Source organism: Longimicrobium sp. (assembly GCA_036389795.1).
Lineage (GTDB): Bacteria > Gemmatimonadota > Gemmatimonadetes > Longimicrobiales > Longimicrobiaceae > Longimicrobium.
On the sequence record DASVWD010000082.1, the window covers coordinates 16,053 to 30,138 of the forward strand.

The 14,086-nt window shown below is 73.0% G+C and carries 13 protein-coding genes; 6 read left to right on the forward strand and 7 right to left on the reverse strand.

Annotation, left to right across the window (positions count from 1 at the left end):
- The first annotated feature begins 1 nt into the window (after position 1).
- From VF746_10795 to VF746_10805, 3 genes are all read left to right on the forward strand, one after another.
- Positions 2–550, forward strand: coding sequence for an ECF-type sigma factor (locus VF746_10795; GenBank protein ID HEX8692899.1), 549 nt, complete (start codon positions 2–4; stop codon positions 548–550).
- 223 nt (positions 551–773) lie between these two features.
- A complete protein-coding gene (locus VF746_10800; GenBank protein ID HEX8692900.1) occupies positions 774–3,359 on the forward strand; it encodes a serine/threonine-protein kinase in 2,586 nt (861 codons plus the stop codon).
- 39 nt (positions 3,360–3,398) lie between these two features.
- Positions 3,399–3,950: a carboxymuconolactone decarboxylase family protein gene (locus tag VF746_10805; protein ID HEX8692901.1), complete on the forward strand. Its 552-nt coding sequence runs from the start codon at positions 3,399–3,401 to the stop codon at positions 3,948–3,950.
- Positions 3,951–4,358: 408 nt separating this feature from the next.
- Here the strand turns inward: VF746_10805 and VF746_10810 are convergent, their stop codons facing one another.
- The 3 genes from VF746_10810 to VF746_10820 all read right to left on the reverse strand — a co-directional run bounded on the left by VF746_10810 (position 4,359) and on the right by VF746_10820 (position 6,999).
- Positions 4,359–5,048: a DUF4013 domain-containing protein gene (locus VF746_10810; protein ID HEX8692902.1), complete on the reverse strand. Its 690-nt coding sequence runs from the start codon at positions 5,046–5,048 to the stop codon at positions 4,359–4,361.
- A gap of 252 nt (positions 5,049–5,300) precedes the next feature.
- Positions 5,301–6,704 (reverse strand): amidase family protein, encoded by a 1,404-nt coding sequence (locus VF746_10815; protein HEX8692903.1) that lies wholly within the window; start codon positions 6,702–6,704, stop codon positions 5,301–5,303.
- 7 nt (positions 6,705–6,711) lie between these two features.
- Positions 6,712–6,999 (reverse strand): hypothetical protein, encoded by a 288-nt coding sequence (locus tag VF746_10820; GenBank protein HEX8692904.1) that lies wholly within the window; start codon positions 6,997–6,999, stop codon positions 6,712–6,714.
- A 109-nt stretch (positions 7,000–7,108) separates the two neighbouring features.
- Here VF746_10820 and VF746_10825 point away from each other — a divergent pair, with 109 nt between their 5' ends.
- Positions 7,109–7,543: a hypothetical protein gene (locus VF746_10825; protein HEX8692905.1), complete on the forward strand. Its 435-nt coding sequence runs from the start codon at positions 7,109–7,111 to the stop codon at positions 7,541–7,543.
- A gap of 29 nt (positions 7,544–7,572) precedes the next feature.
- On the opposite strand, the gene VF746_10830 is transcribed toward VF746_10825, so the two are convergent.
- Together VF746_10830 and VF746_10835 are read right to left on the reverse strand one after the other, a co-directional pair.
- Positions 7,573–7,992, reverse strand: a complete 420-nt coding sequence (locus VF746_10830) for a hypothetical protein (protein HEX8692906.1) — start codon at positions 7,990–7,992, stop codon at positions 7,573–7,575.
- Positions 7,993–8,092: 100 nt separating this feature from the next.
- Positions 8,093–8,323, reverse strand: coding sequence for a hypothetical protein (locus VF746_10835; GenBank protein HEX8692907.1), 231 nt, complete (start codon positions 8,321–8,323; stop codon positions 8,093–8,095).
- Between the two features lie 378 nt (positions 8,324–8,701).
- On the opposite strand from VF746_10835, the gene VF746_10840 reads away from it, so the two are divergent.
- Together VF746_10840 and VF746_10845 are read left to right on the forward strand one after the other, a co-directional pair.
- Positions 8,702–10,255, forward strand: coding sequence for a tyrosinase family protein (locus VF746_10840; protein HEX8692908.1), 1,554 nt, complete (start codon positions 8,702–8,704; stop codon positions 10,253–10,255).
- 7 nt (positions 10,256–10,262) lie between these two features.
- Positions 10,263–11,015 (forward strand): DUF2182 domain-containing protein, encoded by a 753-nt coding sequence (locus VF746_10845; GenBank protein HEX8692909.1) that lies wholly within the window; start codon positions 10,263–10,265, stop codon positions 11,013–11,015.
- A 277-nt stretch (positions 11,016–11,292) separates the two neighbouring features.
- Here the strand turns inward: VF746_10845 and VF746_10850 are convergent, their stop codons facing one another.
- On the reverse strand, positions 11,293–13,269 hold the full coding sequence (locus tag VF746_10850) for a beta-propeller domain-containing protein (GenBank protein HEX8692910.1): 1,977 nt from the start codon (positions 13,267–13,269) through the stop codon (positions 11,293–11,295).
- 256 nt (positions 13,270–13,525) lie between these two features.
- Positions 13,526–14,011 carry a hypothetical protein gene (locus tag VF746_10855; protein HEX8692911.1) on the reverse strand — a complete coding sequence of 162 codons (486 nt, stop codon included), beginning with the start codon at positions 14,009–14,011 and terminating at the stop codon, positions 13,526–13,528.
- Positions 14,012–14,086: the final 75 nt, after the last annotated feature.

Consider the following 14,086-nt stretch of genomic DNA (forward strand, 5'->3'; position numbering starts at 1 on the left):
GATGCCAGAGCCCCCGGACGACCTCCGGGACGCCGTCCCCGCGGCTCCCCTCCCCGTCGACGAGCTCTACCCGGTGGTCTACGCCGAGCTGCGGCGCATGGCCCACCGGCAGCTCCGTCGCGAGCGCGAGGGCCACACGCTCTGCACCACCGCGCTGGTCCACGAGGCGTACCTGCGGCTCTCGCGGCAGCGCCCCGGCTGGGCCGACCGGGGCCACTTCCTGGCGGCGGCCGCCCAGGCGATGCGCCGCATCCTGGTCGACCACGCGCGCCGGCACCTGGCGGCCCGGCGCGGCGGCGGGCTGCGGCGCGTGGACCTGGACAGCGTCACCATCGCCGTCGAGGAGCGCGCCGCGGCGCTGGTGGCCCTCGACGACGCGCTCGGCGAGCTGGCCGCCATCGACGCGCGGCTGGGCCGCGTGGTGGAGTGCCGCTTCTTCAGCGGCCTGTCGGAGGAGGAGACGGCGGAGGCGCTGCGGGTGACCTCGCGGACCGTGCGCCGCGACTGGGTGAAGGCGAAGGGGTGGCTGCTGCACGCCCTGAAGGAGTGATCCCGAATCCGGAAGACCGGTTGCTGTTCGCCGTCATCCTGAGGCCCGGCCACACGGAGCCAGCATCCGCCCGAATGACGGCAGGGCCGAAGGATCTACTCACCCTGCCACGTGGGTCGGGCGCGGCAGCGGCACGGACGCCCGCCCGCGTCGTCTAGCCGTGGTTCATCCGGATCGGGTACGAGGCCGTCGCCCTTGCCACCCCTCTGCCGGGGAGGAGCCGATGCGGGAGGAGACGCGCGACCGCTGGCGGCGCGCCATGGAGGTGCTCGACCGGGTGATCGACCTGCCGGAGGCGGAGCAGGGCGAGCGGGCCGCCGCGCTGTGCGGGGGCGACGCCGGGCTCCGCGCCGAGGTGGAGGCCCTGCTGCGCGCGTGCGGCGAGGCCGGCGACTTCCTGGAGGAGCCCGCCCCGCGCTTCGCCGCCGCGCTGTTCGAGGGCGGCGGCGAGCCGGCGCCCCTGCCCCCCGGGACCGACGTGGGGCCGTTCCGGGTGGTGCGGGAGGTCGGCCGCGGGGGGATGGGGAGCGTCTACCTCGCCGAGCGCCGGGACCCCGAGCTCAGGCAGCGGGTGGCTCTCAAGGTGCTGCGCGACGGGTTCCGCACGGCGTACCTGCTGCGCCGCTTCCTGGAGGAGCGGCAGATCCTGGCCTCGCTCGAGCACCCCTCCATCGCCCGGCTGCTGGACGGCGGCGTGAGCTCCGACGGGGTGCCGTGGTTCGCGATGGAGTACGTCGAGGGCGAGCCGCTCGACCGCTACTGCGACCGGGGCCGCCTTTCGGTCGAGGAGCGCATCGCCCTCTTCCGCCAGGTGTGCGACGCGGTGCAGTACGCGCACCGGAGCCTGGTGGTGCACCGCGACCTCAAGCCCTCCAACCTGCTGGTGACCGCCGCCGGCCAGCCGAAGCTGCTGGACTTCGGCATCGCCCGGCTGCTGGCGCAGGGCGAGGCCGCCCCCGAGACGGCCCTCACGCGCGCCGGGCTGCGGCTGATGACGCCCGAGTACGCCAGCCCCGAGCAGGCGCGCGGCGAGCCGGTGACCACCGCCAGCGACGTGTACGCGCTGGGCGTCCTCCTCCACCTCCTCCTCGCCGGGCGCCTCCCCCGCCGCGGGGGCGCCGGGGCGGACCGGGAGCCGCGGCCGCCCTCCGCCGCGGTGCTCGGCGCATCCCCCGGCGGCGGCGGGGAAGGCGAGCCGGGGCGGGCCGCCGCGGCGCGCGGGCTCTCCCCGGAGCGCCTCGCCCGCCGGCTGCGCGGCGACCTGGACGCCATCGTGCTGAAGGCGCTGCGGGCCGAGCCGGAGGAGCGCTACGCGACCGCCGAGCAGCTCGCCGCGGACCTGCGCCGGCACCTGGGCGGGCTCCCCGTGGCGGCGCGGGCGGACACGCGCTGGTACCGGGTCCGCAAGTTCGTCCGGCGCAACCGGGCGGCCGTGGCCGCCGCCGCGCTGGCCGCCGTGCTGCTCACGGGCTTCAGCGCGGTGACGGCCGTCCAGGCGGAGCGGATCGCCGCCGAGCGCGACCGGGCGCGCGAAGTCGAGTCGTTCCTCCTGGACCTCTTCCAGCGCTCGGACCCGTACGAGGGGAGCGGGAGCCTGCTGACCGTGCGCGAGGTGCTCGACAGCGCCTCGGCCCAGCTCGGCGCGGGGATGGCGGAGCGGCCGGCGATGCGGGCGGAGCTGCTCCTGGCGGTGGGGAAGGCCTACTACGGGCTGGGCGCGTACGACCGCGCCGTCACCCTCCTCGACTCGTCGTACGCGGTCCTGCGGGAGCTGCGCGGCGAGACGCACCCCGACGCGGTGGGCGTGGCCAACCTGCTGGCCAGCGTGCTGCGGGTGGACGGGCGCTACCCGGCCGCCGAGGCGCTGTACCGCCGCGTCCTGGCGGCGCGGCGGCAGCGCTACGGCGACACCCACCCCGAGGTGGCGCGCACGCTCAACGGGCTGGCGCTGGTGCTGCGGATGGAGGGGCGCCCGCACGAAGCGGAGGGGCTCCTGCGCGAGGCGCTCGCCACCGACCGGGCGCACGCGGAGAGCGAGCCGGCGGGGGTGCCGCAGACGCTCAACAACCTGGGGCACGTCCTGCGCGACCAGGGGCGGCTGGAGGAGGCGGAGGCCGCGCACCGCGAGGCGCTGGCGGCGCGCCGGGCGCTCTGGGGGCCGCGGCACTTCGAGGTGAGCGTGAGCCTCAGCAACCTGGCCGGCGTGCTGAGCGACCGGGGCGACCACGCGGGCGCCGACACGCTGTACCGGCAGGCGCTGGAGCTGCGGCTCCGCCTGGTGGGCGAGCGCCACCCGGACCTGGCGTCGGACCGCGCCGGCTACGCGCTCCTCCTGCACCGCACCGGGGAGTTGCGCGCCGCCGAGGCGCTGTACCGGCAGGCGCTGGACGTGCACCGGCGCGTGCTCCCCGCCGGCCACCCGGTCACGGCCGCCACCCGCACGGGGCTGGGGCTCCTCCTGCTCGACCTGGGTCGCGCGGGGGAGGCCCGGCCGCTCCTGGAAGCGGCGCTCGCCGCCCGCCGGCGGGTGCTTCCGCCCGGGCACTGGCAGGTGGTCGAGACGGAGAGCGCGCTGGGCGCGTGCCTGTCGGCGCTGGGCCGGCACGCCGAGGCCGAGCCGCTCCTGCTCGGCGCCCACGCGGCGTTGCGGAACGGCCGCGGCGGGCACGCGGACCAGGCGCGGGCCGCGCTCCGCCGGGTGGCCGAGCACTACGAGCGCGCGGGGCGCCCGGAGCTCGCCGCCCGGTACCGCGCGGAGCTCGCGCCGGCGCCGGGCCGGGCCGTTGCGAAGAGCGGGGGAACGGAGTAGCGTGGGGCACGTTGTCCACCCCAGCTTCGCGTTCGACCCATGCTCCTATCCGCGATCGAGCGTCCGCGCGGCCTGTTCCTGCGCCTCGCCTACCGCCTCTCCCGGCGGGAGTTCGGCAAGGTCATCACCCCGCTCAAGGTCATCTACGCGCGCAAGCCCCGCCTGGCCGTCCTCGCCGGGCAGATCGGCCAGACACTGGAGAAGGGGCTGTCGCTGGAGCCGGAGCTCCTCCTCCTGGTACGCGTCCAGGCGTCGCGGCTGAACGGCTGCACCTTCTGCCAGGACCTGGCGCTGGTGCGCGCCGTCCGGGAGAAGGTCGGCGCCGAGCGCTTCGCCGCGCTGGAGGACTTCCGCACCAGCGACCGGTTCACCGAGCGCGAGCGGACGGCGCTGGCCGTGGTGGAAGAGGCCACGCTGCACCGCCGCCTGAGCGGCGAGACCGCCGCCCGGCTGCGCGAGCACTTCACGGAAGTCGAGATCGTGGAGCTGGTGTGGGCGAACGCCGCCGAGAACTACTTCAACCTGCAGGCGGCCGTGCTCGGCATCGAGTCCGACAACCTGGCGGCGCTCGCGGGGCCTGATGTGGTTTGAGATCGAGTGCTTGTCTCCCGTACTCCCGTACTCCCGTACTCCCGTACTCCCGTACTCCCGTACTCCCGTACTCCCGCACTTCGCACTTCGCACTTCGCACTGCGTTGGGCGTGTCCCTCCGCTGCGCTCCGGGCCGGGCTGCGCGCGCCGTAGGGCACGATACGACTGTGCCCAACGGCGCCGGGCCACCGCCGCCACGATACCCCTGTGGCGGCGGCGTCCCGGCCCTGTCGGGCGCGCATCCCTCACGCAACTGCAGGGGACAGGGAATAGGGTACAGGGAACAGCCAGCACCCGATCCCGACCATCGCACCGGAGGTGTAAAGTCCACCCTCTCCCGAAGTTTAGAGAGGGTTGCCGCTCCAAGGCGGCGGGTGAGGGCCCCCGCCGCCGCGCCGGCGCCCGCCGCTACGAGTGAATGCCCTCCGCCTCCTCCACCGCCATCGCGGCCGCGCGGCCCGGCTCGCCGTCCGCCGCCGCCGGGGCGTGCAGCCGCCACCGGTGCGCGAACACGCTGGCGAAGCTGAAGCCGGCCACCTGCCAGAACCAGACGCTGGTGACCAGGAAGCCGACGCCCAGCGCCAGCAGCCCCAGGAACGAGAGCGCCAGCGCCGCCAGCGCGATCCCCCACGCGCGCCAGTAGTCGCGCCCGCCCTGCAGCGCCCGCGAGAGGGCGCGCGCCGGGTTGTAGATCTCCCGCACGTCGAACTCGCGGCAGTAGTGCGTCATGTAGCCGGGGATCGCCAGCGTGGCGAGCACCGCCAGCACCCCCGCGGCCGCGCCCAGCGGCACCGAGCCCAGGCGCCAAGCCGCGTACCCGATCGCCCCCGCCGGCGCGTAGTAGTAGAGCATCCCCCCGAAGGTGACCAGCCCGTGCCGCAGCAGCCGTCCGTAGCCGCGCCAGGCGGGCCAGGGCGGCTCGCCGTGCAGCATGCGGTGCACGAACGCGACGCGGTGCCCCATGTTGAGCAGCCACCCCACGCCAGGGAGCGCCACCAGCAGGAACGCCCCCCACAGCACCTCGCGCCGCCCCTCCCGCGACTGGAGCGGAAAGCGGAACGAGGTGCCGGGCGAGAGCGGCGTGCGGAGGTCGATCATTCCGAGGAGGTCCTGATGAGGAAGGCCAAGGGTGTCATCCCGAGGAGCCGCCGCGCGGGATCTGTCGAGTGGGCGGAAGATTGGCGGCGACGAAGGATCTGCGGGTCGGGTTCGAGCGTGAGCCTGGCTGACGTGCGGTCCCCATCCGCAGATCCTTCGGGCGCGCAACCTCCCGCGCGGACCGTGAGTTCCGCGCGTGCGCCCTCAGGATGACAGCGCTTCGCTGGGTGAAGACCTGTCGGCGAGCGCGGATCAGAGCACGGGCGTCCCCGTCGGCCGCAGGCGCTGCACCACGCTCGCCAGCGCCAGCGCCCGCTCCTCCCCCCGCGGCGGGGCGACCAGCTGCAGCCCCGCCGGCAGGCCGGACGAGTCGAGCCCCGCGGGGACGGAGGCGACCGGGAGGCCGGTGAGGCTCAGCACGAAGGTCGGCGCGATCCAGTCCACGTACGTCTCCATCTCGCGCCCGCCGACGGTGCGCGGGAAGTTCTCCTCCACGGGGAAGGGGGGGACGGCCATGGTGGGCGTCAGCAGCAGGTCGTAGCGCCCGAAGAAGTCGCGGAACGTCTCCCAGATGCGCCGCCGCGCCTGCTCGGCCGCGCCGATCTGCTCCGTGGTGGTCGCCAGGCCGGCGCGCAGGTTGTTGGCCACGTTCACGCCGAAGCGCTCCAGCTTGTCCAGGTGCGGGTGGAGCATGGAGACGAACCACAGCCCCCGGAGCGCCAGGAACGCCTTCCGCCCGTACGACAGGTCCAGCGCCACCTCCTCCACCGCCGCCCCCGCCGACTCGAGCGCCAGCGCGGCCTCGCGGCAGACGCGCTCCACGTCGGCGTCGATCCCGATCCCCGCGATGTCCGGGCAGTACGCCAGCCGGAGGCCCCGCGCGTCCGCCTCCCGCACCGCCGCGGCGAAGTCCCGCCCGTCCACCGGCTGCGCCAGGGGAGAGCGGTCGCCGGGGCCCGCGAGCGCCTGGAGCGCCAGGGCCACGTCCTCCGCGGTGCGCCCCATCGCCCCGGTCACCTGCAGGGTGTCCCACAGGTAGTCGCTCGGCCAGGTGGGGACGAGGCCGACCGAGGGGCGCAGGCCCACCACGCCGCAGAACGAGGCGGGGATGCGCAGGCTGCCGCCCAGGTCGGTCCCCTGCGCCAGCGCGATCATCCCCGTCACCAGCCCCGCCGCGCCGCCGCCGGTGGAGCCGCCCGCGCTCCGCTCCGGGTTCCACGGGTTGCGCGTACGGCCGAAGACGTCGTTCCAGGTGTTGCCCCCCGCCGCGAACTCGGGCGTGTTCGTCTTCCCCAGCACCACCGCGCCCGCCCGGCGGAAGCGGCTCACCACCAGCGCGTCCTCCGCCGGCACGTGGTCGGCGAAGAGCGGCGAGCCATAGGTGGTGCGGACGCCCGCCACCTCCGTCACGTCCTTGATCCCCACCGGCAGCCCGGCGAGCGGCCCGGGGTCCTCGCCGCGCGCGATCCGCCGCTCCAGCTCCCGCGCCTCGTCGCGCGCGCGGTCGTTCAGCGTGACCACGGCGTTGATCTGGGGGTTCAGCCGCTCCACGCGCTCCAGGCAGGCGTCCAGCACCTCCACCGGCGAGAGCTCGCGGGCGCGGACGCGGCGCGCCAGCTCGTGCGCGGGGAGAAGGGCGATCGAATCGTCGGGCATCGGGCTCTCAGGAAGGTGATCGGCAGATCTGGCGGGAGCGCTCGCGGGCGTAGTCCCACGCGGAGAAGCGGCGCGGCTCGCCGGAGGGGACGACGTACGCGTCCTCGCCGAACAGCGTGTACAGACGGAAGAGGTGCTCGGCGTCCATCGGCGGCGCGTGCAGCTCCCGGAGCGAGCGCTCCACGACGTCCCGGGCGGCGGCGACCGCCTCGTCCCACGCCGGGAAGTCGCCGAGCCTGCGCTCCGCGCTCCGGTCCATGTAGGCCGAGTTCTCGGCGACGAACACCGTGTACATCGGGACCGCCGCGCGCTGCGTGGAACCTCGTCCCGTGCGGGACCAACCCTCGCCTATATCTCCCGGTCTAAGCCCCCGCACGTGGACGGTCCACCTCCACCCGGGGAGCATGAGCATGGGGCGGAACCAGCGCGGCGACAAGTCCGGCGCGTGGCGATGGGCGCTGCGGGGAGGGGCGGCGGCGGCCGCCGCGCTGCTCGTCGCGGCGTGCGCGGGAGGGGTGCGCGCGGATGATTCGGCGTCGCCTGCTCCGCGAAGCCCGGCCGGCGCGCCGCTGCCCCCGGGGCCGGCCGGCGCCGCGCTCGCCGGGCTGCTGCGGGCGATCGGCTCCGGCGACTCGGCGGCGATCGAGCGCTTCGCCGCCGAGCGCTACCACGAGCGGTACCTGGCCGGCTCGTACGGCCACCGCGGGGCGGACCCGGGCGTGAGCGCGCACCTGTGGGTCTATCCCGAGGCATCGGCGACGGTGGTGGTGCTGAGCAACTACGACACCGCGGCCAACCTGGTGGGCGACTACATCCGCGAGCTCCTCGTCCCGCGCTGACCGTCGTGGCGGACCAGGCGACGACGGCGCTACGGGAGGACGAAGTCGATCCGCACGCGGGCGGGGTCGTTCCGCTCGTGGCGCATCTCCACGGCGGGCTGGTCGACCACGACGCTGTCGCTGCCCGCGGCTCCGCGCGAGGCCACGAAGCGCACGCACCGCGTCCCGGGTCCACTCACCGAGAAGAAGCGGAGCTCGTACTCTCCGACCGCGCTCGTCACCCCGGCGTCGGCAGGCTCGCGAAATCCCTCGCCGCACTGGCTCTGGAAGACGGAAGCCTTCACCGTGGCGCCCTGGACGGGAGCGCCCGCGGCCGAGCGGACGGTCCCGAAGGCGACCGCGTGCGTCCGGGCCGGAGGGCACGCGCAGACCGGGTTGCCGCACGAGAGCTGGAGGACGACGCCGAGGGCAGCCAGCACGGGCCAGCGCCGGCGCGGGACGAAGCGCATGAAGGATCGTGGTCGAGGGGAGGGAGATCGAAGGGGTTCCGCAGCATACAATGCACGAGCGCGCCGATTCGCGACAGCGCGACTTCTCCTCGTCACGAACCTACCGCTCTGGCCCCTGACCGGCCGGCATCCTCCTCCCCGACCTGACGAGCCCCACCACGAACCCGATGAGCGCCGCGAGCGGGCCGCAGACGAACGCGGCCGTCATCGCCGCCTCCACGTCCCCGTCGTGCGTGTTGGACGAGAGGAACACTCGGCCCACCGCCCGCCACACCCGGCTCACATTGCCCGCCGGGTACACGTGGTGGAGGGTGGAGCCTGCTTCGAGCACGCCGGGCAGGACCCCCCAGCCTGCCCTGTCCGACCACGACCCTCCGATTAACGTCGATTCTTGACTTTCCCCTCGTTGCGATGCATCTCTGCGTTCCCACAGGCCTGACACGCCACAACTCGGACGGGCAGCGGCATCGAGCGGGCTTTACCATGCAATCCTCGACCTCGAAGGCGACGAGGGGGCTGGATTCATCGATCTCGACGAGGGAAACGGTTGCTCTCGGGACCTGCTCGCGGGCGTTGCCCGCAAGAGCGGATCAACTCCAACGAAATACAAGGACATCCCGGAACGATGAAGCGTGCTCCATACCAGGACGATCTCGGCAAAGTTGGGTGAACGTTCTTCGAAGACACACCTTTCATCCCAGGGGAAAGCATGAGCTACACGCGGACGAACGTCTACACGAACGGCGGCGATTTTTCGGATCCGACGCTCCTCTGGTACGCGCGCGGCGTCGCGGCGATGAAGGCGCGGAAGCTCGCCGACCCTACGAGCTGGCGCTTCTACGCCGCCATCCACGGAATCAACGAGAAGCTGTGGGAGTTGTACGGCTATCTGTCGTCCTCGGACAAGATGCCGGCGCAAGCGCTGGTCGATCTCTTCTGGGACCAGTGCCAGCACGGCACCTGGTATTTCCTTCCGTGGCACCGCGGATATCTGCTCGCGTTCGAGGCCACGGTCCGCGACGCGGTCACCAGCCTGGGCGGGCCGTCCGACTGGGCGCTTCCCTACTGGAACTGCTTCGCGCCGAACGAGTTCAAGCTGCCTCCGGCGTTCGCATCGGCCGACTGGCCGGACGGCAAGGGGAACAACCCTCTCTTCGTCGAGCAGCGCTGGGGGCCGAAGAGTGATGGCAACGTGTACGTGCCGTTGAACCGTGTGAACCTCAACGCGCTAACCGATCCGGACTTCACTGGTGTTCCGAGCGGCGGCTCTCCCGGCTTCGGCGGCGTCGACACGGGGTTCGAGCACAGGGGAAAAGTCCACGGGCTCCTCGAGGCGCAGCCGCACGACGCGGTGCATGGCCTGGTCGGCGGCAGGAATCCGAACGCTCCAACGCTTCCGGGCCTGATGTCCACTCCCCCCGCGGCCGCCCTCGACCCGATTTTCTGGCTACATCACGCGAACATCGACCGGCTGTGGGAGGTCTGGCTTCGAGAACCTGCGAGCATGGGCAACCCGGCCGAAGGGGAGTGGGTGAACGGGCCGGCCAGCATCGGCGAGCGCGCGTTCGTCATGCCGTGGCCGCCGAGCGGCAAGGAGTGGAAGTACACACCCGGCGACATGGGCGATCTCGCTCGACTGGATTACGTATACGATGATCTGTCGCCCACCGCGGTGAGCCCCGAGATCGCGGATCGGCTGGAGAAACTGCGGGTCGCGGCCGGGACCAGGGAAGGAGCTGCTGCGATGGCGACCAGGAGGCGGAACGTGGAGCTGGTCGGCGCGAGCGACCAGCCGCTGCGGATCACCGGCCGCGGCGAAGTCCGCGCGCCCGTCCGGCTCGACGAACCGACACGCCGCAAGATGACGGCGAACCTTGCCGCGACAGCCGCCGAAGAGGGAGTGCCCGCGGCTGCGCCCGACCGGGTGTTCCTGAACCTCGAGAACGTGCGCGGCCTGCAGGACGGAACGGTGCTTGACGTGTACGTCAACGTTCCGGAAGGCGAGAATCCGGAGAATCATCCGGAGCGGCTGGCCGGCACCATCGCGCTGTTCGGCGCGCGCCAGGCCACGGCCTCCGACGAGGAGCACGCGGGTGCGGGCCTCACGTTCGTCCTGGAGATTACGCAGATCGTCAATGCGCTGCACCTGGAGAACCGGCTTGATGCGAATGCACTGGATGTCAGGATCGTGCCGTTCGACGACGTGCCGGAGGAAGCGCAGGTCAGCATCGGCCGCGTGAGCGTCTACCGGCAGGGGCGGTAGAACGCGGATGACGGCCGCCGCCCGTGCGCGGATGCGGGTGCGGGTGCCGCTGCTTGCGGTCGGTGCGGCGGCCTGGCTCGTGCTCGTCGTCCATCCGGCCGGCGTGGTCCACGGTTCGATGCCGTCGATGAGGTGGACACCGGCGTCGCTGGTCGCGGAAGCGGCCCTGATGTTCGCGGCGATGATGGTGCCGCTCAGTGGAGCCCCGGTGCGCCACGTGCGTGACCGGAGCTTCGCCCGCAGACGCTGGCGCGCGGTCGCGCTGTTCGCGGCGAGTTACGCGCTGCCCTGGATCGCGGCCACCGTCGTGCTGCTGACGGCGGCGGCGTGGATCGTCGCGGCGGAGCAGCCCGCCGTGTCGGCGCTCGCCGTCATGGTGGTGGCCGTCTGCCAGTCTTCGCCCCAGAAACAACACTGTCTCAATCGCTGCCACGCACATTCGGAGCTCGCCGCGTTCGGAGTCAAGGCAGATCTCGACGTGCTGCGTTTCGGCTTCTCGCACGCGTCATGGTGCATCGGCTCGTGCTTCGCGCTCATGCTGCTGCCGATGCTGTTCCCCCGCGGTCAACTCGCGGTAATGGCCGGCGTGACGCTGTGGCTCGCGGGTGAAAGGTTCGAGAAGCCGATGCCGCCGCGATGGCGCTGGCGCGGCCCGACGAAAATCGTGCGCATCGCGCTTGGGCAGGCGCGGGTGTGGCTGAAGCGTTTCGAGAGGGACGCCTTTGTGTCCCGCGCGTCCACATCGCACGCAAGACCTTGACACGCCCCTGGATCGAGGAGCTTCCACGAAGGACGGATCGCCCGGACACACTCGCGGTGTGGACCTGTCCCGCTTTCTCTCCCACCCGACACCAGGCCAATGCTCCGAGCAGCGTAAGCCGCTGTCGGAGCACGGTTCAGCAGCAGGGCGGCAGGCCGGGGCCAGGTGCGCGGCCTGCTGCCGCGGAGTCAGCAGAGTCAACAGGAAAGTTCTCTGCTGACTCTGCTGACTCTGCTGACCCTGCGTGAGACGAAAGCCGTTTTCTTCTATCGGTTCCTCAGTTGCCCGACGCGACGCTCCGGCTGGGGGCGTAGCTGACGCGGCGCGTCTCGCGGATGCGGCCGCCGTCCAGCGCGCCCTCCACGATCTCGTAGCCGAGCAGCGCGAAGATGCGCCCGCGCACGAAGAGCGGCCGCGCGTTGCCGTACCAGTCCACGCACGACGCCCGGCACCCGTCGTCCGCCGAGCCCTCGGGGCGCGCGGCGAGCTCGCCCAGGCCCTGGAAGCTGAGCGACTGGTTGCGCAGGAAGAGGATCGACGCCGACCCCTCGACCAGGTGCTCGTAGCCCGGGCGCCCGGGGCCGCGCACCGGCAGGCCCAGCACGCCGGAGCCGGGGCCGTCGGGCTTGTAGAAGAAGCCGTGGCTGCGCAGCTCGCCCTGCGAGGCGCCCGGCATGGTGTAGCGGCCGGCCAGCCGCGCCCGCGGGCCCAGGCGCACGGCGCTGAAGTGCAGGTCCCGCCCGTCGGTGCCCACCACCACCGCGTCGGAGCCGAGCGCCTCGATGCGGTCCACCCCGTGGGGGAGCGCCAGCTCCACCGGCGCGCCGCCCGCCCAGCGCACCGCGTACAGGCTCGCCCGGCCCGTCTGCTCCGGCGCGCCCCAGCCGCTGCCGGTGCCGTACAGCAGGTGCTCGCCCACGAAGCGGTTCTGGAAGGTGTATCCCTCCGGCCGGGGGAGCATGCGGTACCGCGACCTCGGCGCGTCGCCGCTGCCGTCGCCGAAGGCGGAGAGCGGCACCCGCAAGAGCGCCACGTCGCCCGCGGCCACTTCCGGCGCCCACATGGCGTCGCCCGACGATTCGGAGCGCACCAGCACGTTCAGGTGATGGTCGCCGCTCTCCAGGAACGAGAACTGGTCCACCGGGCTCCCCGCCACGCCCAGCGCGCTCGGGCCCGAGCCGTCGAGCGGCATGCGGTACAGCAGGGCGGGCGCGCGCTTCTCGTCGCCCTCCCGCGCCCAGTCGCTCACCCACACGTACACCGCCTGCGGCGACACGTAGAAGACGCGCCCCGCCGGGCCCAGCACGCCCGTCCCCCGGCAGTCCAGCTCGCCGCGGCCCAGGTCGCAGACGGTGACGGTGTGCAGCGCCACCCCGTATTCGCCGGTCACGCGGCGCTCCGGCCGGTACACGCGCGTCGGCGGGACGACGGGGCGGAACTCGTCGTCCCGGGCGCCCGGGTGCCAGCGGCGGATCGCCGGGAAGTCGCCGAACAGGTCGCCGCCGTCCAGCGACAGGTAGAGGGGCGTGTAGAAGATCAGCTTGCCCTCGACCAGCCGGCTCGCGTAGTTGCGCGACGAGTAGTAGTCGTTCGAGCGCAGGTGCCAGGTGGAGCGGTAGTGGAGCCGGCCCGCGCCGTCGATGCGGAAGAGCCCCACCTCGGTGCCCCCGCGCTCGTAGCTGAACCCGATCACCACCACGTTCTCGCCCGAGACGAGCAGCTCGTCGTACCAGGTGCCGCCGGGGTCCATCTCCGGGCCGAACGCGTCCACCGCCGACACCGGCCTGAGCGCCCCGTCGCCCACGCGCACGGTGAAGAGCCGGCCGCGGCGCAGCATCACCAGGTAGTCGCCGTGCAGCTTGACGATGCCGCCCTCGTCGACGCCCGCGTGCTGCACGTTGGTGACCGACTCGGCCTCCTCGGCGGCGGTCGCGGGCGCGTTGCCCACGGCGTCCGCGCTCACGGACGGGGCCATTTCGACCACCATCGGCTGCTGGCGGGCCACGGCCCGCTGCTCCTCGGCGAGGCGCCGGAGGAAGGCCGCCAGCTCCTGCCGGGACCGGAACGCGCGCAGCGTGCGGCTCTGCGCCTCGCCGCGCCCCGCGCCCACCCGGCCCGCGCGGACGCCGCCCTGCCGCGGGCTCTCGGGGTCCCGGCGCGGCTCGTGGCCGGGCCGCGCCGCGTAGGCGCCCGCCGCGACCAGCGCCGCCGCGGCCAGGGCCAGGACGGGGGTCTTCAGGCTGTGTATCGGCATCGTCGCTTCTCCAGCGGAGGTTTCTCGTCACACGGAAGCGCGGGCCGGACGAGGGCATCGCCTGCCCCCGCGTCCGGCCCGTCGATGTAACGAGAGAGCGCGACGTCCTATGACGTGAGGTGCGGTTCGCGCCTGCCGAACTGATCAAGCCTCACACGGAGGAAACGGAGTCAACGGAGAAGTTCTCCGTTAACTCCGTTGACTCCGTGTGAGATAATTCTGTTTGGTCGGGCTTCGCAGATGCCGTCGCGCCGCCTCACTCGCCGCACTCGAACGGGATCGTGGCCCGGCGCGTGGAGGCCTGCGGCTGGCCGAGGAGTCGCGCGGAAAGGCGGATCTCCTCGCACCCGGTGCCGTAGAGCCAGTAGCCGACGTACGCGCGGCCGCGGACGCTCATCACGCCGAGCTCCTGGACGCGCCGCAGCGGCGTCTTCGTCCCCGCCGTCGCGGTCAGCTCGACCCTGCGGCCGGGCTCGTACGATCCCGCCTCCCCGGCGACCTCCACCACCACCAGCGTGGAGTTCGACGGCCCGCCCGCGGTGCCTTCGCCGATGACGGTGTTCCACAGCGCGATCGTCGAGTCGCCGATGATGTTCCTGGAGAAGGTGCCGCGGTCGCTGTAGAAGAGCTGCGCGCGCAGGGCGCTGATGCGGTACGGCGGCGCGGAGGGCTCCTGCCGGGCGTACACGGCGCCCACCAGCGCGAGCACCAGGGCGAGGGCGAGCACGACTCCTCTTCTCATCAGGGGTCTCCAGGTCCGGTGGGGGTTTCCGAGGGGAATGGGCAGAAGAAGGGCCCGGCGTCCCAAGGTCGGGCG

Coding starts and splice junctions, on each gene's coding strand:
- VF746_10820 (HEX8692904.1), bottom strand. CDS start 6,999: ATGTACACGGTGTTCGTCGCCGAGAACTCGGCCTACATGGACCGGAGC.
- VF746_10845 (HEX8692909.1), top strand. CDS start 10,263: ATGACGGCCGCCGCCCGTGCGCGGATGCGGGTGCGGGTGCCGCTGCTT.
- VF746_10840 (HEX8692908.1), top strand. CDS start 8,702: ATGAGCTACACGCGGACGAACGTCTACACGAACGGCGGCGATTTTTCG.
- VF746_10855 (HEX8692911.1), bottom strand. CDS start 14,011: ATGAGAAGAGGAGTCGTGCTCGCCCTCGCCCTGGTGCTCGCGCTGGTG.
- VF746_10825 (HEX8692905.1), top strand. CDS start 7,109: ATGAGCATGGGGCGGAACCAGCGCGGCGACAAGTCCGGCGCGTGGCGA.
- VF746_10815 (HEX8692903.1), bottom strand. CDS start 6,704: ATGCCCGACGATTCGATCGCCCTTCTCCCCGCGCACGAGCTGGCGCGC.
- VF746_10800 (HEX8692900.1), top strand. CDS start 774: ATGCGGGAGGAGACGCGCGACCGCTGGCGGCGCGCCATGGAGGTGCTC.
- VF746_10830 (HEX8692906.1), bottom strand. CDS start 7,992: ATGCGCTTCGTCCCGCGCCGGCGCTGGCCCGTGCTGGCTGCCCTCGGC.
- VF746_10795 (HEX8692899.1), top strand. CDS start 2: ATGCCAGAGCCCCCGGACGACCTCCGGGACGCCGTCCCCGCGGCTCCC.
- VF746_10810 (HEX8692902.1), bottom strand. CDS start 5,048: ATGATCGACCTCCGCACGCCGCTCTCGCCCGGCACCTCGTTCCGCTTT.
- VF746_10850 (HEX8692910.1), bottom strand. CDS start 13,269: ATGCCGATACACAGCCTGAAGACCCCCGTCCTGGCCCTGGCCGCGGCG.
- VF746_10805 (HEX8692901.1), top strand. CDS start 3,399: ATGCTCCTATCCGCGATCGAGCGTCCGCGCGGCCTGTTCCTGCGCCTC.